Raw genomic sequence first — 16,293 nt, forward strand, 5'->3', positions numbered from 1 at the left:
CTACCGCCATTTCTGGAAAAATATAAATAGCAATGGATAGATCGTCCCTCCTCAGCGTCGGCCGAATGCCGGCGATTGGGGGGAGGAAACAATGGTAAACGGACTTGTGGGCCTTGCAATTCTCTTCTTCGTACTGGCACTTATCTTCGCCATACTCGGGGCGCGGGGCATTGCAGGGATGTCGATGTCGATTGCGAAGTGGCTGGTCATCATCTTCATCGTCCTCGCGATAATATCGCTGCTGCTCTGACCCGGCCGGGATGCGGGGCGTTCGGTTGCGGCACCCTTGATTTGCCCCGCATCGCAGGAGCCGGTTCTCAATCTTCGGGCCGGAGGTACCGGACGATCCCATCCGCGACCGCCCTGGCTTTCTTCATCGCCTGCTCGTCTTTGCGGATATCTCCCGGCGCGTAGCCCTTCCCGCAGACGTAGCCGAGATACGAGAACTCATGGGTGTTCAGGAACCCCTCTATGGTCTCGAGGGAGCGCTCGCACCCCCGGTCGGCGCAGACGGCGACGGCGACGGCTCTCCTCCCCGAAAGCCTCCTGTCGTGGTAGAGAGAGTAGGTCCGGTCGATCAGGTTCTTCGTCTGGCCGTTGATGTCGTAGTAGTAGGTCGGGGCGCCGAGAACCAGCACCTCGCAGTCGACCATCTTCTGCGCGACGAGGCCCCAGTCGTCATCCTCCGTCACGCACCACTTTGCGTCCTTGCAGGCTTCGCACCCGGTGCAGGGCCGGATATCCATATCGGCTAGCGTCAGATACTCGGTCTCGATGCCCGCCTCCCGCACCCGATCAAGGATGGTAGTGACGAGCGTCGCGGTATTGCCGTTTTTGCGCATGCTTCCGGAGATACCGAGAACGTTCATACTCTATGCTCGTTCCCCTCGTTCTTGATTCTTGTGATCCGGGCATCCAGTTTGAGACTCCTGAATGCTGCGACGACCTCGAGGGCCGGGTCGTCGGGACGGTAGAAGAGGTGGGAAGGGCAGGCGCAGTCGCTGCACCCGAACCCGGGAACGTACGCCCCGGCGACGGCACGGGCGAGATCGCACTCGCAGTCCCGGTCGGTGGCGGCGGTGACGACGGCGGCGGGAAGAAAGTGCGGGTCGAGGAGGAGGTAGTCGATGTGCCACCGGGGCGGGCGGTCGCGGCGGAGGGCGAGCCGCAGGTGCCGCAAAACCCGGGCAAGGCCGCCGCTCCCCCGGGCGGAGCCCACGTAGATGTGGCTGCCGCGGAAAAACTCCCTCTCCCCGAGAGCACCGATCCGGACAGAGCAATGGGTGTTCTCGAGGACGAGGGCGTAGACCCCTTTATCCATAGAACCGGAGCGCCTCCCGGGCGGCCGCGATATGCCTCCCGCCGCCGCGGGCGACGGGCTCGCCGTGGCCGGGGTAGAGACCCTCGACGTCGAGCGCTGCGAGGCGGTCGATGGATGCCGCGAGCGCCGTCCGATCGCCGCCCGGGAAGTCGTAGCGCCCGAAGGATCCGCCGGTGAAGACGGTGTCCCCGGAGAAGAGGATCTTCGCCGCTTCGGCGTAGAGGCAGATCCCGCCCGGGGTGTGCCCGGGGGTGTGGATGACGCGGAGGTTTCCTACCCTGTCGCCGTCATGGAGAAGAACGTCGGGGACGATCCCGGGCGAGCGGGCTCCAAAGACCATCGAGAGGCTCCGGGCGTCGTCGAGGAGGCCGGGCGCGTCCGCCTCGTGGATGCAGACGGCCGCATCGCCGCAGATCCGCGCGATCTCCGCGAGATGGGCGATATGGTCGTAGTGGGCGTGGGTGACGACGATCGTATCGATCTCGGCGGCATACGGCTCCACCGCCATCGGGAGAACGCCCGCGTCGATAAGGACGTTTTCGTAAACGAACGAATTGGCGTAGGTCGCAGTGCTCGCGATCCACCGGACTGGCATGCAGACTAATATGGCTTCCGGGCAAATGGTTCTTATGCATACCCTGATCTCCGCGTGCCTGCGCGGGGTCCCCCCGGAGGTGGAGACGATCGCCCGGGAGGAGGATCTCCCGCCCCACGCCGCCGCCCGGGCCGTCGCCCGCGGCCGGATAGTCGTTCCAGCAAACCCCGCGAGACCGCACCGGCTCTGCGCCATCGGGGAGGGCTGCAGGGTACGGGTCAACGTGAACGTCGGGACGTCGGGAACCCGGTGCGACGAGGATCTCGAGGTCGAGAAGGCGAAAGCGGCCCTCCGGGAGGGTGCGGACGCGCTGATGGACCTCTCGACCGGCGGCGATCTCGTCCGCATCCGGCAGAAAATCCTCGAACTCGACGCGCCGGTCGGCACCGTCCCCGTCTACGAGGCGGTCCGGCGGGCGGGGAGTGCGGCGGACGTCGACGGGGATCTCCTCTTCAAGGTGATCCGGGAGCACTGCCGGCAGGGCGTGGACTTCCTGACGCTGCACTGCGGTGTGAACCGCGACGCCCTCGCGTCGCTTAAGGCCGACCCCCGGACGATGGGCGTCGTCAGCAGGGGCGGGGCGTTCCACGTGGCGATGATGGCCGCGACGGATGAAGAGAATCCGCTGTACGCCGAGTACGACTACCTCCTCGAGATCCTTGCCGAGCACGACGTCGTCATCAGCCTCGGCGACGGGATGCGGCCGGGCGCGCTCGTGGACGCCGGCCGTCTCGCGAAGTCGACCGAGTACCTGACGCTCGGCCACCTCGCAAAGCGGGCGCTCGCCGCCGGGGTGCAGCGGATGATCGAGGGGCCGGGGCACATCCCGGCCGACCAGGTCGGCTACAACGTCCGAATGATCAAGGAGCTGACCGACGGCGCTCCGCTCTACCTGCTCGGCCCGCTCGTGACCGACGTGGCGCCGGGCTACGACCACGTCGTGGGGGCGATCGGCGGCGCGATCGCCTGCATGAACGGCGCCGACTTCCTCTGCATGGTCTCGCCGAGCGAGCACCTGGCGCTGCCGGATGTCCGCGACATCGTGGAGGGAACGCGGGTGGCGAAGATCGCGGCCCACGTCGGGAGCCTCTCCCGCGCCGCCGCACACACGAAGAACCGCGAGATCCGGATGGCGGAGGCGCGCCGGGCACTCGACTGGGAGAAGCAGTTCGAGGCGGCGCTCGCCCCGGGGGAGGCCCGGCGGATCCACGAGCGCGACGGCGAGATCGAGACCTGCTCGATGTGCGGCGACCTCTGCGCCGTGAAGATGGTGCGGGATCTCCTCCCGGTGCCACAGAAGCGGATGGAGCCGTGAGAAGGAGCGACTGGCTGCGGAGCCGCACCGGAGCCGGGGTGTCCCGGATCGTGAAAACGTCCCCTCACTTCACCCCAGACCGCCCGTCGATCCAGGCGATGATCGCGTCCCGGCTCCGCCGGTAAGCCCCGAGCACCCTGTCCGGGGTTCCGGTGGCCTTCGCCGGGTCAGGGAAGTCGACGTGGATCGTCTCCTTCGTCCAGGGAAACATCGGGCAGACGCCCCCGCTGCAGAGCGCGATCACGTAGTCCATCTCTTTTCCGTCGAAGAGGGCGAGGTCCTTCGCCCGCTGCTTTGAGATGTCTATCCCGATCTCGTCCATCACCCGTACGGCAAGAGGGTCGAGAACGGTGGGGGCGATCCCGGCGGAGCAGGCCTCGTAACGGTCGCCGTAACGGGCGCGGAGGTAGCCCTCCGCCATCTGGGTCCGGGCGGCGTTGTTCGTGCCGATGAAGAGCACTCTCTGCTTCATACCCCTCCCTGCACGGCCGGGTGGAAAAAGGTTGCCGGTATATACCGCTGGCTCATGCGAAGAACGACGCTCTGGAGTGCGACCGAAGGTGCGACCGTCCAACAGAACGGAGCTTAAGAAACCCGAAGGGTTTCGAACGGGAGTTCGAGCACCGAAGGTGAGAAGAACGCGAAAGCACCCTAAAGGTCCTCTCATTTTCGCGCCTTCGCGGCTTCGCGTGAGGTGTGTTCCTCCTCCAAACTGGCGTAAAGAGGGTGTATCAGGCGCGTCCTGCCTCGAGGATCCGGATCGCAAGCAGGGCGGCGTTCACGCCGTTGTCCACCCCGACGCAGGCCACCGGAACGCCTTTCGGCATCTGGGCGATCGAGAGAAGGGCGTCGAGACCCATCAGCGTCCCGCTCACCGGAACACCGATCACCGGCCGCTTCGTCTTCGAGGCAATCACTCCCGGGAGGGCCGCCGAGAGTCCGGCGATCGCGATGAAGACCCGTGCATCGCTCGCCTTCACGTACTCGTCCAGTCTGTCGGGGTCACGGTGCGCCGATATCACCTTGTAATCGTAGGACACGCCGTGCTCTTTCAGGGTCTCAAAGACCTTCTCCGCGACGACGCCGTCCGAGGCGGAGCCGCAGATTACCGTGACGTCTGCCATATCCAGCTTCAATTGTGGCCCGCCTCTTTTTCACCCTGTCGATATTGCACGGTGGTGAGGTTGATATGAAACCACATCCAACTTCCTTGCAGGAACAGCGTCTGTCCTCGACGAGACGATACGGACTGATATCCCATGGAACAAGAACCACTCCTGATGATTCCAGGCCCGGTACCCATTCCGCAGCGGGTACGTGCCGCCATGACGCGGCAGGCCATCAACCACCGCGGCCCCGAGTTCGGCGCCGCATATGCGGAGACCGTCCAGACCTTAAAGACCCTTTTTGGTACCGTAAATGAACTCTACATCATCAGCGGCTCGGGAAGCGCCGGGATGGAGGCGGGCGTCGCGAACTTCGCGCGGGACAAGCGAATCGTCTCGCTCGTAAACGGTAAGTTCGGCGACCGCTTTGCCAAGATCGGCGCACGTTACGGCACCGTCACCACCCTCGAGTCCGAGTGGGGAACCCCGCTCGATCTCGCGGCCCTCGAGCGTGAACTCGAGGCCGGGGCCGAGGTCGTCACCATGGTCCACAACGAGACGAGTGCCGGGATCAAGAACCCCGCGCCCGAGGTCGGCAAACTCGCCCGGAAGCACGACGCGCTCTTCATCATGGACGGGGTCACCTCCATCGGCGGCGACGACGTCCGGATGGACGAATGGGGCGTCGATATCGCCGTCGTCGGCTCGCAGAAGTGCCTCGCGGCCCCCGCGGGCCTCGCCGCAATCGCCGTCGGCGACCGCGCCTGGGACAGGATCTCGGAGAAGCGGCCGTTCTACCTCGATATGGCCGCCTACCGAAAGAGCGGCAAGGGCTCCCCCATGGAGACCCCCTACACACCGGCAGTCCCGCTCTTCCTCGCGCTCCACGAGGCCTGCAAGATGATCGAGGAAGAAGGCGTCGCTGCCCGGATCGCCCGGCACCGCCGGATGGCCGACGCCGTCCGCGCCGCGGCGAAGGGCTGGGGCGTCGACCTCTTCCCAACCCTCGACGAACACCATGCCTACTCGAACACCGCGACCGCGATGCGGATCCCGGACGGCGTCACCGACAACGATCTCCGGGGAACCGTCAAGAAGTTCGGCATCGAGATCGCCGGCGGCCAGGACCACCTCAAGGGCAAGATCTTCCGGATCGGCACCATGGGCGGCGTCGGGGCGCAGGAGATCCTCGCCACCCTCGCGGCCGTCCAGTTCGCCCTCAGGAAGTCCGGGTTTGCGGCCGGGGACGGGGTGGAGGCCGCTGCCGGGGTGCTGCTCGGATGAAGATCGGGATCGCCGACACGACGTTCGCCCGGGTCGACATGGGCGGGATCGCCATCGACGAGATCCGCAAGCACGCGAGCGTCGGGCTGGAACGCTACGTCGTCCCCGGGATCAAGGATCTCCCGGTGGCGTGCAAGAAGCTGATCGAGGAGCGGGGATGCGACCTCGTGATGGCGCTCGGGATGCCCGGGGGGGCGGAGAAGGACAAGGTCTGCGCTCACGAGGCCTCCCAGGGCCTCATCATCTGCCAGCTGATGACGAACAGGCACATCATCGAGGTCTTCGTCCACGAGGACGAGGCAAAAGACGGAAAGGAACTTGCCTGGCTGATGGAGCAGCGAACCCGCGAGCACGCGGTGAACGCCGTGCGGCTCGCGCTCCGCCCGAAGGACCTCGAGAAACTCGCCGGGACCGGTCAGCGGCAGGGGTTCGAGGACGTCGGGCCCGCCCGCCCCTGACGAAAAAAGTGAGGATTATCAATAACCGGTGCGAGTAGTACCACAGGAAGGATTAACATGACGGTAAAACTTGGATTCGTCGTCGCGGAGTTCAACCGCGACATCACTTACATGATGGAGATCGAGGCCCGGGAACACGCCGGTTTCCTCGACGCGGAAGTTGCCGATACGATCTACGTCCCCGGCGCCTACGACATGCCACTCGCGATCAAGAAACTGCTCGGACGCGAGGACGTCGACGCGGTCGTCACCATCGGCTGCGTCATCGAGGGCGCCACCCAGCACGACGAGATCGTCGTCCAGCACGCGGCGCGTAAGATCATCGACCTTTCTCTCGAGTTCGGCAAGCCCGTCGCGCTGGGCATCTCCGGACCGGGGATGACCCGGATGGAAGCGACCGAGCGGATCGACTACGCGAAGCGCGCCGTCGAATCGGCCGTGAAGATGGTCCAGCGGTTGGAATGAGGGGCCTCTCGGAGAAGGTTGCGGCCATCGCCCCCTCCGCGACGATCGAGATCTCAAACGCCGCAAAGCGGATGGCGCAGGAGGGGGCCGACGTCATCAGCCTCTCCATCGGGGAGCCGGATTTCGATACCCCACTCCACATCAAGGACGCCTGCATCGATGCCCTCCGCCGCGGCGAGACGCATTACGCCCCGAGCACCGGGATACCGGCGCTGACGGCCGCAATAGCCGAGAAGGTCGCCCGCGAGAACGCCGTCCCCGCAAACCCGGACGAGGTGATCGTCACCTGCGGGGCGAAAGACGCCATCTACGAGGCGATGGAGGCCGTGCTGAACCCGGGAGACGAGGCGCTCATCCTCGATCCGGCGTGGGTCTCCTACGAGCCCTGCGTGGAGCTTGCAGGCGCCGTCGCCCGGCACCACCCGCTCTCGACAGAGACCTTCCAGGTCGACGACACCCTTCTTGAGGCCGTCGGTTCCCGGACGAAGATGATCGTGGTCAACTCCCCCTCGAACCCCTCCGGCGCGGTGCTGGATGCGGCCTCGCTCCGGCTCGTCGCCGATATCTGCCGCGACCACGACCTCTACGCGCTCTCCGACGAGATCTACGAGAAGCTCGTCTACGGGAAGGAGCACGTCTCCCTCGCCTCGCTCGACGGTATGGCCGAGCGGACGATCACGATCAACGGGTTCTCGAAGGCCTACGCGATGACCGGGTGGCGGATCGGCTACGCGGTCGCTCCCCGGCCGATCCTCCGGCAGATGGAGAAGGTGCAGCAGCACACCATATCGCACCCGACGACGTTTGCGATGTTCGGCGCCCTCGCCGCGCTCCGGGGCAGCCAGGACTGCGTGGAAGCGATGCGCCGCGAGTTCGAGCGCCGGCGCGACTACCTCATCCCGGCGCTCCACGACCTCGGCTACGCCACCGCTCCGGCGGACGGGGCTTTCTACGCCTACGTGCAGGTCGACGGGGACGACATGGCGATCGCCCGGTCGTGGCTCCACGACGCCCATGTGGCGGTCACCCCGGGAACTGCGTTTTACACCCCCGGCTGGCTCCGGCTCTCCTACGCGACCGCGATGGAGAACCTCGAGAAAGCGGTCGAACGAATAGCGCGGGTCTAAAGCCCCTTCTTTTTTTCCGAAATCCGTTCTCGCTGCCATGCCGGCAGCCGCTGCAGCCTCTCGTAGTATTTGGCCGCTTCGGCGGGACGGTCGAGACTGATGAGGGCCACCGCTTTCCCGTTGAGCGCTTCGATATCTTCGGGACTCGCGGCGAGCGCCTGGTCGTAGCAGTCGAGCGCCTCCTCGGAGCGTTCCAGGATCACGAGTGCGTTCCCCATCATGTTCCAGACCTCGACTCTCGTGGGGTCGATCTCGAGCACGTGGGAATAGCAGGCGACGGCCTCGCTGTACCGCGCGAGGACGAAGAGCGCGAGCCCTTTATTATACCAGGCGTCCGCGTTCTCCGGGTGGGCCAGGAGTTCCTGATCGTAGCAGACGAGGGCCTTGTCGTAATGCGATAGAACGGAGAGAACGCTTGCTTTGTTGTTCCAGACCCGGCGGTTTTCCGGGTCGATCTCGAGCGCCCGCTCGTAGCAGACGAGCGCCTCCTCGTAGTGCTCCAGGTGGTAGAGCGCGTTGCCGCAGTTGTTCCAGGCGACGGCGTTCTCGGGGTTCGTCCTGACCACGGCCCGGTAGCATTCGATCGCGGCCTCGCAGTTTCCGAGGGCGTAGTAACTCTCGCCCCGGTAGTATTCTGCGTCAGCGTGGCCGGGCTGGAGTTTGAGCGCCTGGCTGAGGCATTCTATCGCATCCCCGTAGCGCTTCAGGGTAAAGTAGAGCAGGCCCTTCTGGTACCAGATCTCCGCGTCGACGGCGTTCGCCCGGAGCGCCCGGTCGAAGCAGGCGAGCGAGAGATCGTAGCGCTTCAGCTTCTTCAGCACCGTGGCCTTCTGATACCAGATGCCGGGGTAATCGGGGTCGATCCGGAACGCCCGCTCATAGCAGTCGAGCGCCTCTTCGTAACGCTCCAGGCTCTGCAGTGCCCGGCCCCGGTTGTACCAGGCCTCCGCGTCGTCGGGACGGAGGGCAATCACCCGATCGAAGCACCCGACTGCCTCGTCGTAGCGCTGGAGCGCCGAAAGCGTGCATCCCCGGGTGTACCAGGTGTCGGCGTGGTTCGGGTCGATGGCGACGGCCCGGCCGTAGGAGGCGAGCGCGTCCTCGTAACGGGAGAGGAGGGTCTCGATGGTCCCTCTGGCGTACCAGGCGTTTGCGTTCTGGGGCTCGAGCGCGACCACCCGGTCGTAACACTCGATCGCCCCCTCGTACCGGCGTTCGGCGGCAAGCGCCGTGCCGCGGGCGAGCCAGGCATCGATCCGGTTCGGTTCGAGCGCGACCACCCGGTCGTAGCACGTGATTGCCTCGGGGACAAGTCCGATCTTCCGCAGGGCGTGGCCCCGGATGAACCAGGCGTTCGCGGAGTCCGGCGCGAGTTTCACTGCCTGGCCGCAGGAACCGATCGCCTCCCGGTACTCCCCGAGGTCGTAGAGCGCCTGCCCCCGGGCGAGCCAGAACCGGCCGCAGGTCGGGTCGTTCCTGACCGCCTGATCGAAGCACTCAATCGCTTCCCGGTGGCGCCGGGCGGCGGCGAGGGCGAGCCCCTTATGATACCAGGCGGCGCCGGCGCCGGTGTTCTGTCGAATGGCCTGGTCGTAGCACTCGACGGCCCGGTCGTACTGCCCCTGCTCGGCGTATGCCCGCCCTTTTTTGCACCAGGCCTCGACGCTCTTCCAGGGGAGTTCCATTTCGTGAGAGGTAGCGTCACCGGGTAAAAAAGCGTTTCGATAACGTTCGCAATGATTTCTCTTGCCTGGAGGAAAATCCCGCTTCGTAATCTACCTTCCCTAGATTCGGGCCGTCCCGGTGCGCCGGATCGATTGGCAACGTATACATGCTCCGGAATCAAAACCGGAAATCACGGTATCCCCAGCGGGCCGGCTGAGTATGAGAAAGAGGATGCGAGACACCCCGAACCGCGATCGCCCGCGTGAGAGACTGGCGGCACGAGGACCGGAGGTGCTCACCGATGCCGAACTGCTCGCCCTTCTCCTCGGGCGCGGCACGAAGGGGCGGGACGTCTGGCAGGTCGTGGGCGACGTCGAACGCTGCCTGAAGCGTACCGAAGGTTGCCCTTCCTACGACGAGCTCCTCGGCATAGACGGGGTCGGGTCGGCGAAAGCCTGCGAGATCATGGCCTGCTTCGAACTCGGCCGGAGGTACTTCGGGGACGACGGGGTCTCCGGGCACCGGATCGCCTCTCCCGTCGACGTGCTCCCGTTTGTTGCGGAGTGGCGGGACAGGAAGCAGGAATACTTCATCTGCATCACCTTAAACGGTGCCGGCGAGAAGATCGCGCGGCGGATCGTCACCGTCGGAATCCTGAACCAGAGCCTCGTCCACCCGCGGGAGGTCTTTTCCGAAGCAATCACCGACCGCGCCGCTTCGGTCATCCTGATTCACAACCATCCTTCGGGCACGCTCGAGCCCTCCGCCCAGGACCTTGCCATCACCCGGCAGCTCGTCGAGGCCGGGTCGATCCTCGGCATCCGGGTGCTTGACCACATCATCGTCACGAAGAGCGGCTACGCGAGTTTGAAGGAACTCGGGCATCTCTAACCCGTCGCGCCCGGGGCGTCATCCCCATAGCCTGTCCTCCTCACACCGATCATCACCGGCTTCTGGGCTCCTTTCCCGTTCCGGTCCCGGCAATTTCGGTTCGGTTCGGGTGTATCGCCAGGGTCCGGGTTGAATCCTGGAAATTCTCCGGATATCTGCGGGATTGCTTTACAACCCCCCTATGTTCCTGAAAAAAGTTTATCTCGTCATGTCTGCCAAGAGTATGAGAGGCATATCTATATGGAAACTGGATTTCTCCGGGTGTTGTTCGAACCCGGGCGGTTCTTTGAGGCGCGCATGCAGGACAGGCCGAGCCTGAAGATACCGGCGCTCATCGCGGTCGTCATGGGGCTGATCGGTGCGGTCTCGGTCATACCGATGACGGATCTAACCATGGCCATGCTTCCCGCGGAGATGCAGGGTCTCGGGGTGATCATGACGATCATCTTCGCGGCCTTTGCCTTCGCCGGCGGGTTCCTCGCGTGGATCATCTACGGTTTCGTCTTCCACCTCGTCTCGATGATCTTCAAGGGTCAGGGCGATCTCGAGCGGACGATGGAGTTCACCGGCTACGGGCTTCTGCCCCAGGTATTCGGGGGGATCATCGGGACTTACTTCTCCTACCGGCTCCTCTCGGGCCTGAACGTCCCGCCCATGACAAACCCCGAACAGATCGCGGAGTTCTCCGAGAACCTGGTGAGCGTTCTCGCGACCGATCCCCTGGCGCAGATTGCCGGGCTCGTGACCATCCTCTTCACGATCTGGAGCGCGAACATCTGGATCTTCGGTATGAAGTACGCACGGAACCTCTCCACGCGGGACGCGGTTCTCACCGTCGGGATACCCGTGGGCCTCTACATCCTCTATATGCTCATAACACTTGCCGGATGGCTGTAACATGAAACCACTCAACATTTTGATCATATCTCTCCTCTGTGCCGCGATAGCGTTCATTGCACCGGCCAGCGCCGCCCCTGCGGACGTCACCGTGATCTCCTCGTCGCTCGATCCCACGGTCCTGATGAAGGGGGACACCGGGACGCTGACGGTGGTCGTCCAGAACAACGGCGCCGACCCGGTCGCGATCCGGAACGCCCGACTCTACGGCAGCGGGGTCGTGCCGCTGAGCGACCCCTACCCCTCGGTCGGGGAGCTCGGCGCCGGGAACAGCAAGACGTTCACCTTCACCGTCCGGGCGGACGGGGGCGAGGGGACGTTCTACCCCCAGTTCGTGCTCGACTTCCGGGACGCCGGCAGTCTGCGCTACCCGATCCCGGTGCAGGTCGAGAACACCCCGCTCAGCGCGTCGGTGATCGCGAAACCTGACGCCTTCGCCGAGTCGCGGACCGCCGACATCACCGTCCGGGTGGGCAACCCGCGGCCGAACGCCGCCTCCGGCGTCCAGGTGATCCCGCAGGGGAGCGGTTTTACCGTCACCCCGACCGGCGGGTTCATCGGGGCGCTCGCCCCTGACGCGTCCGGGATGGTCACGTTCAACCTGACCCCCGCCGCGGAGACGGACGTCACGTTCCAGGTGGTCTGGCGCAACGGGATCAACACCCACACCGCCGACCTTGTGCTGCCGGTTGCGTTCGGCGAGGACAAGAAGCAGGCCGACCCCGTCATCACCAACGTCGAGGTCACGCCCATCGCCGGCGGCTACCGGATCGTGGGCGATGTCATGAACGCCGGCCTCGAATCCGCCCGGTCGGTGCTCGTCACCCCCGGGTCGCCCGCGACGCCCATCGATCCCTTCCGGGTCTATGTGGTCGGGACGCTGGACCCCGACGACATCTCGTCGTTCGAGGTGACGTTTAAGGCCGACGCCGGCGTGGAGGAGATCCCGGTCATCGTCGAGTACCGGGACGACGACGGCAACCGCTACACCGCGACGACGCCGGTCGGACTCGGCGGCACGACGGCCGCACCGCTCGAGGAGCCGGAGGACGGCGGGTTCCCGGTCGCCGGGCTCCTCGTCGTCGTGCTCATCGCGCTTGGGGTCGCCGGAGCAATCTACTACTCGTGGAAGCGGACGTAACGACGATGCCGGTCATCAGTTTCGAGAACGTGACGAAGGTCTACCCCCTCCCGGCGGGCGACGTCGTGGCGCTTGCCGGGGTGGATCTCGCCATCGAGGAGGGGGAGTTCGTCCTGATCATGGGCCCGTCGGGGTCGGGGAAGTCGACGCTCTTGAATATCATGGGCTCGCTCGACGTCCCGACCTCGGGCGAGGTCATGATCGCCGAAAAGAGGATCGGCGGGATGGACGACGACGACCTTACCCTTCTGCGGCGCGACCATATCGGCTTCGTCTTCCAGCAGTTCAACCTGATCCCGCTCTTATCGGTGGTCGAGAACGTCGAGTATCCCCTGATCCTGAAAGGCCGGCAGAACGGCACCCGGGAACGGGCCGAAGAAGTCCTCCAGGCGGTCGGGATCGAGAAGACCCATTTCACCCACAAGCCCGGCGAACTCTCCGGCGGGCAGCAGCAGCGGGTCGCCATCGCCCGGGCGCTCGTGAACGATCCCGCCTTCCTCCTCTGCGACGAACCGACCGGGAACCTGGACTCGAAGACCGGGACCGCCATCATGACCCTCCTTGATAGGATGAACCGCGAGGAGGGCAAGACCGTCGTCATGGTCACCCACGACCCCAGGATGACCGAGTATGCCGACCGGACGATCCGGCTCGTCGACGGGAGGGTGGAAGAATGACGTTCTTCGACCTCGCCCGCCGGAACGTCGTCCGCCACTGGCTCCGGTCGTCTCTTGCGGTCATCGGGATCGTCATCGGCGTCATCGCGATCGCCTCCCTCGGCATCATGGGCAACAGTATCGGCCTGATGTTCGGCGACATGGTCAGCGACGTCGGCGACACCCTCATCGTCTCCCCGGCGACGGGCGTGGGCGGGGGGAAACTCACCGAACGACAGGTGACCGATATCACCCGGGCGGTCGGATCCAACGTGGTCATACCATTCTCGAGCACCGGCGACAGGATATCCGTCGGTGATAAGGAGAGCGCCGCAATGATCTACGCGATCCCCGCCGGGGATATCCCCTCCCTGCTCGATGTGGAGTCGGGGAGTTACCCGAAGGAAACCGGCGCCGGATGCCTGATCGGGAGCCAGCTTGCTGCGAACAGCAGGGATAACGGCCTGAAACTCGGCGCCCGGGTCAGGTTGGGCGACGAGACGCTGCGGGTTACGGGCGTGCTCAAGGAGCGGGGGATGGGGTTCGACATCAACCCCGACTATGCCATCATCGTGCCTTACTCCTGGTATTCGAGCCATTACGACGAGGACGATTACGACCAGGTGATCGTGAAGGTCAGGAACGTTGATGATATCGACGCGGTCAAAGAGTCGATCGAGCAGCGGATGAACCGGCGGGAGGATGTCGTCAACGTCATGGACACCCGGGGGATCCTCGAGAGCATCTTTGAGGCCACCGGGTCGATAACGGTGTTTCTCGCGGGAATCGGCGCGATATCGCTCCTCGTCGCCGGGGTCTCGATCCTGAACGTGATGCTGATGTCGGTCACCGAGCGGATCAAGGAGATTGGCGTTCTCCGGAGCATCGGCACCCGCCGCAGCGAGGTGATGCGGATGTTCATCTACGAGGCGCTCGTCCTCGGCCTTGCGGGCGCCGTCATCGGGGGCGTACTCAGTTTCTGCGCCGGGTATCTGGTGACGGCAATCTTCGTCGGGAACGCGGACTACCTCTTCGACCCAACGAGTCTCCTTTATATCGTCTTCGGGATGGCCTTCGGCGTCATCACGAGCGTGGCGTCCGGTTTCTACCCGGCCTGGAAGGCGGCTCACCTGAACCCGATCCAGGCCTTGCGCCACGAGTGACGGCTAGTCCATACATCTCTCTTTTTCCCGATCGATGTCGTCACGGAGCGCCTCGAGCATGCCGTTGATCGCTCGCGGCGCACCCGGGAGGAGGGCAAGGTATTCACTCGCCCCCTCGACGACGAGGAGCGCAACCGGGGCCAGGCTGACCACGGCCGCTCCCCCCACGCAGAGCGTGAATGTCCTGACGATGGGGATGATGCACCGGCCGCCTGTCGTGCGCCCGCCGCCGACGACGAGATCGGTCGCTTCAGGCACCCGGAGCACCTCTTCCCGATACCTGGCGGAGCCGCTCTCGCACCGGTTTTTTCAAAAGAGCCCTCGCGACCGCGATGAGAATCAGGAGCGGGCGGCGGACCTGCATCCGGAGTATGAAGGTGCCTTCGAAGATCTCGCGATCGAAGACAGGGGTCATCACGAAGTCGATCGCCTCCGCCGGCCAGAGGGCGTAGCGGGCGGCGGTGCAGTAGCCGTACACGACGCCGGTGTCGGCGGGGCTCTCGAGGCCGAGGACGATGTCCCCCCGGAGCGTTTCAAGGCAGAGAGACCGGTAGACGGTTTCGAGGATCCTCCGGAGATGTGGCCAGAGGTCGCCCGCTACATCAAGGTATTCCCTTGCTGAAAGGGCCGGTTTCCGCTCCTCCTTTTTCTTCTCTTCCTTCCCTTCCTTTGGCTCCGCCGCCGCCAGTTCCTCCAGATCCCTGGTCATGACCCGGCGGCCGGCGAGAAGGATCTCGAGCACCTGCGCCCCGTCGCCGACCCGAATCCTCGCCTCCGCGATGCCCCAGGCTACGGTTGCCGCCGCCCGGGCTCTCTCCCGACTGCAGTCGGCGACCGTCGAGACGATCACCGGAACCAGGTAGAGGGCCAGGAGAAGAGCGAGGAGGATGACGGCGACGGTGAGCAGGACAACGAAGAGAAGGGTCGCGGCCATGGAATGGAGGTGAAGAGAACCTTATGCCTCTCCTTCACCGCCGATCGGGATCTCCTTTCCTTCCGGTGCCGGGAACGTCTTGCCGCCCTTGCGCTGCTGCATCATCTCGGAGCCCTTCTCAAGCACCCGCTCGACGTGAGGGCCGACCGCCTCCCCGATCGTCGAGATGACCTCGGCAATCTCGCTCTTCTTCTTCAGCGAGACCACCTGTATGCCCTCGGGGCCGGGGACGCCTTTGGTGATGATGATCAGAGCGACGGCCGATATCCCGCCGCCGCCGGCACTCGCGGACCCGGATCCACCGGCCGGGCCGCCTTCCCGGCGCTCTCCGGAGCCTTCGCCGCCGCCGAACCCGAGCCCGAACTCGGCGACCGGTATGATCACCCGCTCGCCGGCCTCGATCGGGGCACCGAGGACCGCGCTCGCGCAGAGTGTTCGTGCAAGTTGATCGACGGTTATCTGAAGCATTGATTCGCCAGTCAAATTATTCACCACAGGTAATCCACTCTCCGGCCTCGTATATAATTGTTGGGGTTTCCCGGCGTTCGCCTGCCGATTCGGGGAGACCGGCCGGCGTCCTCACGGCAGGAGCCGCAAGCCCACGGTCAGCGCGGCGAGGACAGCGAGGCCGAGCGCGGCGACGAGCGCCATACGGAGGGAGGGATTTATGAGCCACGTGAGGGCGGCCGCGAGTTCCCGGCGATAGATGCAGGCGAACAACCCCGCTATCAGGAGGAAGAAGAGCCACTCGCTCGGCTGTGCGAGCTCCCGGAGAACCGACTCCCAGAAGTAGTCTTCCGGGTAGCCGTGGCTCTGGAGAGGGCCGAGAAACGGCCAGAACCACTCGACCGGGTGCCGCCACATCCCGTCGAAGAACTGGTGGCTCGCCATCCCGGCGGCGACGGCGAAGAGATCGATCCGCCGGCGGTAGTAATAGAGGATGAGGCCGGCGATGACGACCAGGAAGAGGATGGTGAGGCCGTGGAAGTAGATCCTGCCGTAGTCCAGGGTTCCGGCGAGGACAATGTGCCCGAGCGGTTTGTCGATCAGGTCGGGGAGCACGGCGCCCAGCACGGCGAGCGCGAGAACCCGCCGGTCGCCGACGATCGCCGCAAGCACGACGCCTATGAGGAGACCGACCATGGCGTGGGCGAGGAGGTACATCGCTATCCGGTGGCAGGGCGTGCATATACTCTTTTCCCGTTCGGATCGAGCAGAGATTGGGTTCGCGAAGCACCAGGGTGATCTAGAGTGATCAATAATGTTGAATAATGT

At 64.9% G+C, this 16,293-nt stretch carries 21 protein-coding genes; 11 read left to right on the plus strand and 10 right to left on the minus strand.

Translation table 11 applies throughout. From position 1 onward, the window contains the following. Positions 1–91: 91 nt before the first annotated feature. The gene (locus SZ63_RS12670) at positions 92–250 is read left to right on the plus strand and encodes a DUF1328 domain-containing protein (RefSeq protein WP_048183097.1); all 159 of its coding nucleotides are present in this window, start codon (positions 92–94) and stop codon (positions 248–250) included. A 67-nt stretch (positions 251–317) separates the two neighbouring features. On the opposite strand, the gene SZ63_RS06960 is transcribed toward SZ63_RS12670, so the two are convergent. The 3 genes from SZ63_RS06960 to SZ63_RS06970 are packed head-to-tail and all read right to left on the minus strand — an operon-like array spanning position 318 to position 1,916. Then, complete coding sequence (locus tag SZ63_RS06960; RefSeq protein WP_048183100.1) at positions 318–869, minus strand: flavodoxin family protein; 552 nt, start codon at positions 867–869, stop codon at positions 318–320. Beyond that, positions 866–1,321, minus strand: a complete 456-nt coding sequence (locus tag SZ63_RS06965) for a GIY-YIG nuclease family protein (RefSeq protein WP_048183104.1) — start codon at positions 1,319–1,321, stop codon at positions 866–868. The genes SZ63_RS06960 and SZ63_RS06965 overlap by 4 nt, the downstream gene beginning before the upstream one ends. Beyond that, positions 1,314–1,916 (minus strand): MBL fold metallo-hydrolase, encoded by a 603-nt coding sequence (locus SZ63_RS06970; RefSeq protein ID WP_048183107.1) that lies wholly within the window; start codon positions 1,914–1,916, stop codon positions 1,314–1,316. Before SZ63_RS06970 ends, SZ63_RS06965 begins: the two co-directional genes overlap by 8 nt. Positions 1,917–1,941: 25 nt before the next feature. On the opposite strand from SZ63_RS06970, the gene thiC reads away from it, so the two are divergent. Then, complete coding sequence (thiC, locus tag SZ63_RS06975) at positions 1,942–3,231, plus strand: phosphomethylpyrimidine synthase ThiC (RefSeq protein ID WP_156168417.1); 1,290 nt, start codon at positions 1,942–1,944, stop codon at positions 3,229–3,231. A 64-nt stretch (positions 3,232–3,295) separates the two neighbouring features. Here thiC and SZ63_RS06980 read toward each other — a convergent pair whose 3' ends face one another. Further along, entirely contained in the window at positions 3,296–3,703 is a 408-nt protein-coding gene (locus tag SZ63_RS06980) for an arsenate reductase ArsC (RefSeq protein WP_048183110.1), read from the minus strand. 259 nt (positions 3,704–3,962) lie between these two features. Beyond that, on the minus strand, positions 3,963–4,355 hold the full coding sequence (purE, locus tag SZ63_RS06985) for a 5-(carboxyamino)imidazole ribonucleotide mutase (protein ID WP_048183112.1): 393 nt from the start codon (positions 4,353–4,355) through the stop codon (positions 3,963–3,965). Positions 4,356–4,490: 135 nt separating this feature from the next. Between purE and SZ63_RS06990 the strand changes: the two genes are divergently transcribed. The 4 genes from SZ63_RS06990 to SZ63_RS07005 are packed head-to-tail and all read left to right on the plus strand — an operon-like array spanning position 4,491 to position 7,671. Next, a complete protein-coding gene (locus tag SZ63_RS06990) occupies positions 4,491–5,621 on the plus strand; it encodes a pyridoxal-phosphate-dependent aminotransferase family protein (protein WP_048183115.1) in 1,131 nt (376 codons plus the stop codon). Beyond that, the gene (gene ribC, locus SZ63_RS06995) at positions 5,618–6,079 is read left to right on the plus strand and encodes a riboflavin synthase (protein ID WP_048183118.1); all 462 of its coding nucleotides are present in this window, start codon (positions 5,618–5,620) and stop codon (positions 6,077–6,079) included. The genes SZ63_RS06990 and ribC overlap by 4 nt, the downstream gene beginning before the upstream one ends. A 57-nt stretch (positions 6,080–6,136) precedes the next feature. Then, the gene (gene ribH / locus SZ63_RS07000; RefSeq protein ID WP_048183122.1) at positions 6,137–6,544 is read left to right on the plus strand and encodes a 6,7-dimethyl-8-ribityllumazine synthase; all 408 of its coding nucleotides are present in this window, start codon (positions 6,137–6,139) and stop codon (positions 6,542–6,544) included. Beyond that, positions 6,541–7,671 carry a pyridoxal phosphate-dependent aminotransferase gene (locus SZ63_RS07005; RefSeq protein ID WP_048183124.1) on the plus strand — a complete coding sequence of 377 codons (1,131 nt, stop codon included), beginning with the start codon at positions 6,541–6,543 and terminating at the stop codon, positions 7,669–7,671. Before ribH ends, SZ63_RS07005 begins: the two co-directional genes overlap by 4 nt. Here SZ63_RS07005 and SZ63_RS07010 read toward each other — a convergent pair. After that, positions 7,668–9,356: a tetratricopeptide repeat protein gene (locus SZ63_RS07010; protein WP_048183127.1), complete on the minus strand. Its 1,689-nt coding sequence runs from the start codon at positions 9,354–9,356 to the stop codon at positions 7,668–7,670. The genes SZ63_RS07005 and SZ63_RS07010 overlap by 4 nt on opposite strands. 199 nt (positions 9,357–9,555) lie before the next feature. Here SZ63_RS07010 and radC point away from each other — a divergent pair, with 199 nt between their 5' ends. From radC to SZ63_RS07035, 5 genes are all read left to right on the plus strand, one after another. Next, the gene (gene radC, locus SZ63_RS07015; protein WP_048183130.1) at positions 9,556–10,227 is read left to right on the plus strand and encodes a RadC family protein; all 672 of its coding nucleotides are present in this window, start codon (positions 9,556–9,558) and stop codon (positions 10,225–10,227) included. Positions 10,228–10,467: 240 nt separating this feature from the next. After that, positions 10,468–11,124: a Yip1 family protein gene (locus SZ63_RS07020; protein ID WP_048183133.1), complete on the plus strand. Its 657-nt coding sequence runs from the start codon at positions 10,468–10,470 to the stop codon at positions 11,122–11,124. Between the two features lies 1 nt (position 11,125). Next, the gene (locus tag SZ63_RS07025; protein WP_048183137.1) at positions 11,126–12,265 is read left to right on the plus strand and encodes a COG1361 S-layer family protein; all 1,140 of its coding nucleotides are present in this window, start codon (positions 11,126–11,128) and stop codon (positions 12,263–12,265) included. Positions 12,266–12,270: 5 nt separating this feature from the next. Then, positions 12,271–12,942 carry an ABC transporter ATP-binding protein gene (locus SZ63_RS07030; RefSeq protein WP_048183812.1) on the plus strand — a complete coding sequence of 224 codons (672 nt, stop codon included), beginning with the start codon at positions 12,271–12,273 and terminating at the stop codon, positions 12,940–12,942. Continuing rightward, positions 12,939–14,084 carry an ABC transporter permease gene (locus SZ63_RS07035; protein ID WP_048183140.1) on the plus strand — a complete coding sequence of 382 codons (1,146 nt, stop codon included), beginning with the start codon at positions 12,939–12,941 and terminating at the stop codon, positions 14,082–14,084. The genes SZ63_RS07030 and SZ63_RS07035 overlap by 4 nt, the downstream gene beginning before the upstream one ends. Before the next feature lie 3 nt (positions 14,085–14,087). Here SZ63_RS07035 and SZ63_RS07040 read toward each other — a convergent pair whose 3' ends face one another. The 4 genes from SZ63_RS07040 to SZ63_RS07055 form a co-directional block, all read right to left on the minus strand. Beyond that, positions 14,088–14,342 (minus strand): hypothetical protein, encoded by a 255-nt coding sequence (locus tag SZ63_RS07040; RefSeq protein ID WP_156168419.1) that lies wholly within the window; start codon positions 14,340–14,342, stop codon positions 14,088–14,090. Continuing rightward, positions 14,335–15,018, minus strand: a complete 684-nt coding sequence (locus SZ63_RS07045) for a DUF2953 domain-containing protein (protein ID WP_048183146.1) — start codon at positions 15,016–15,018, stop codon at positions 14,335–14,337. Before SZ63_RS07045 ends, SZ63_RS07040 begins: the two co-directional genes overlap by 8 nt. Before the next feature lie 21 nt (positions 15,019–15,039). Beyond that, positions 15,040–15,510: a spore germination protein GerW family protein gene (locus SZ63_RS07050; RefSeq protein WP_241481273.1), complete on the minus strand. Its 471-nt coding sequence runs from the start codon at positions 15,508–15,510 to the stop codon at positions 15,040–15,042. Positions 15,511–15,597: 87 nt separating this feature from the next. Beyond that, the gene (locus SZ63_RS07055; protein WP_048183152.1) at positions 15,598–16,182 is read right to left on the minus strand and encodes a metal-dependent hydrolase; all 585 of its coding nucleotides are present in this window, start codon (positions 16,180–16,182) and stop codon (positions 15,598–15,600) included. Positions 16,183–16,293: the final 111 nt, after the last annotated feature.

It is taken from the genome of Methanoculleus sediminis, assembly GCF_001017125.1.
In the GTDB taxonomy this organism is placed as follows: domain Archaea; phylum Halobacteriota; class Methanomicrobia; order Methanomicrobiales; family Methanoculleaceae; genus Methanoculleus; species Methanoculleus sediminis.

Bases quoted from the DNA above. Each gene is read 5' to 3' on its own strand.
- SZ63_RS07025 (WP_048183137.1), top strand. From the start codon at position 11,126: ATGAAACCACTCAACATTTTGATCATATCTCTCCTCTGTGCCGCGATA.
- SZ63_RS06960 (WP_048183100.1), bottom strand. From the start codon at position 869: ATGAACGTTCTCGGTATCTCCGGAAGCATGCGCAAAAACGGCAATACC.
- radC (WP_048183130.1), top strand. From the start codon at position 9,556: ATGAGAAAGAGGATGCGAGACACCCCGAACCGCGATCGCCCGCGTGAG.
- SZ63_RS07035 (WP_048183140.1), top strand. From the start codon at position 12,939: ATGACGTTCTTCGACCTCGCCCGCCGGAACGTCGTCCGCCACTGGCTC.
- purE (WP_048183112.1), bottom strand. From the start codon at position 4,355: ATGGCAGACGTCACGGTAATCTGCGGCTCCGCCTCGGACGGCGTCGTC.
- SZ63_RS06980 (WP_048183110.1), bottom strand. From the start codon at position 3,703: ATGAAGCAGAGAGTGCTCTTCATCGGCACGAACAACGCCGCCCGGACC.
- SZ63_RS07010 (WP_048183127.1), bottom strand. From the start codon at position 9,356: ATGGAACTCCCCTGGAAGAGCGTCGAGGCCTGGTGCAAAAAAGGGCGG.
- SZ63_RS07030 (WP_048183812.1), top strand. From the start codon at position 12,271: ATGCCGGTCATCAGTTTCGAGAACGTGACGAAGGTCTACCCCCTCCCG.
- SZ63_RS07055 (WP_048183152.1), bottom strand. From the start codon at position 16,182: ATGTACCTCCTCGCCCACGCCATGGTCGGTCTCCTCATAGGCGTCGTG.
- ribH (WP_048183122.1), top strand. From the start codon at position 6,137: ATGACGGTAAAACTTGGATTCGTCGTCGCGGAGTTCAACCGCGACATC.
- thiC (WP_156168417.1), top strand. From the start codon at position 1,942: ATGGTTCTTATGCATACCCTGATCTCCGCGTGCCTGCGCGGGGTCCCC.
- SZ63_RS06970 (WP_048183107.1), bottom strand. From the start codon at position 1,916: ATGCCAGTCCGGTGGATCGCGAGCACTGCGACCTACGCCAATTCGTTC.
- SZ63_RS07020 (WP_048183133.1), top strand. From the start codon at position 10,468: ATGGAAACTGGATTTCTCCGGGTGTTGTTCGAACCCGGGCGGTTCTTT.
- SZ63_RS06990 (WP_048183115.1), top strand. From the start codon at position 4,491: ATGGAACAAGAACCACTCCTGATGATTCCAGGCCCGGTACCCATTCCG.
- SZ63_RS06965 (WP_048183104.1), bottom strand. From the start codon at position 1,321: ATGGATAAAGGGGTCTACGCCCTCGTCCTCGAGAACACCCATTGCTCT.
- SZ63_RS12670 (WP_048183097.1), top strand. From the start codon at position 92: ATGGTAAACGGACTTGTGGGCCTTGCAATTCTCTTCTTCGTACTGGCA.
- SZ63_RS07005 (WP_048183124.1), top strand. From the start codon at position 6,541: ATGAGGGGCCTCTCGGAGAAGGTTGCGGCCATCGCCCCCTCCGCGACG.
- SZ63_RS07045 (WP_048183146.1), bottom strand. From the start codon at position 15,018: ATGGCCGCGACCCTTCTCTTCGTTGTCCTGCTCACCGTCGCCGTCATC.
- ribC (WP_048183118.1), top strand. From the start codon at position 5,618: ATGAAGATCGGGATCGCCGACACGACGTTCGCCCGGGTCGACATGGGC.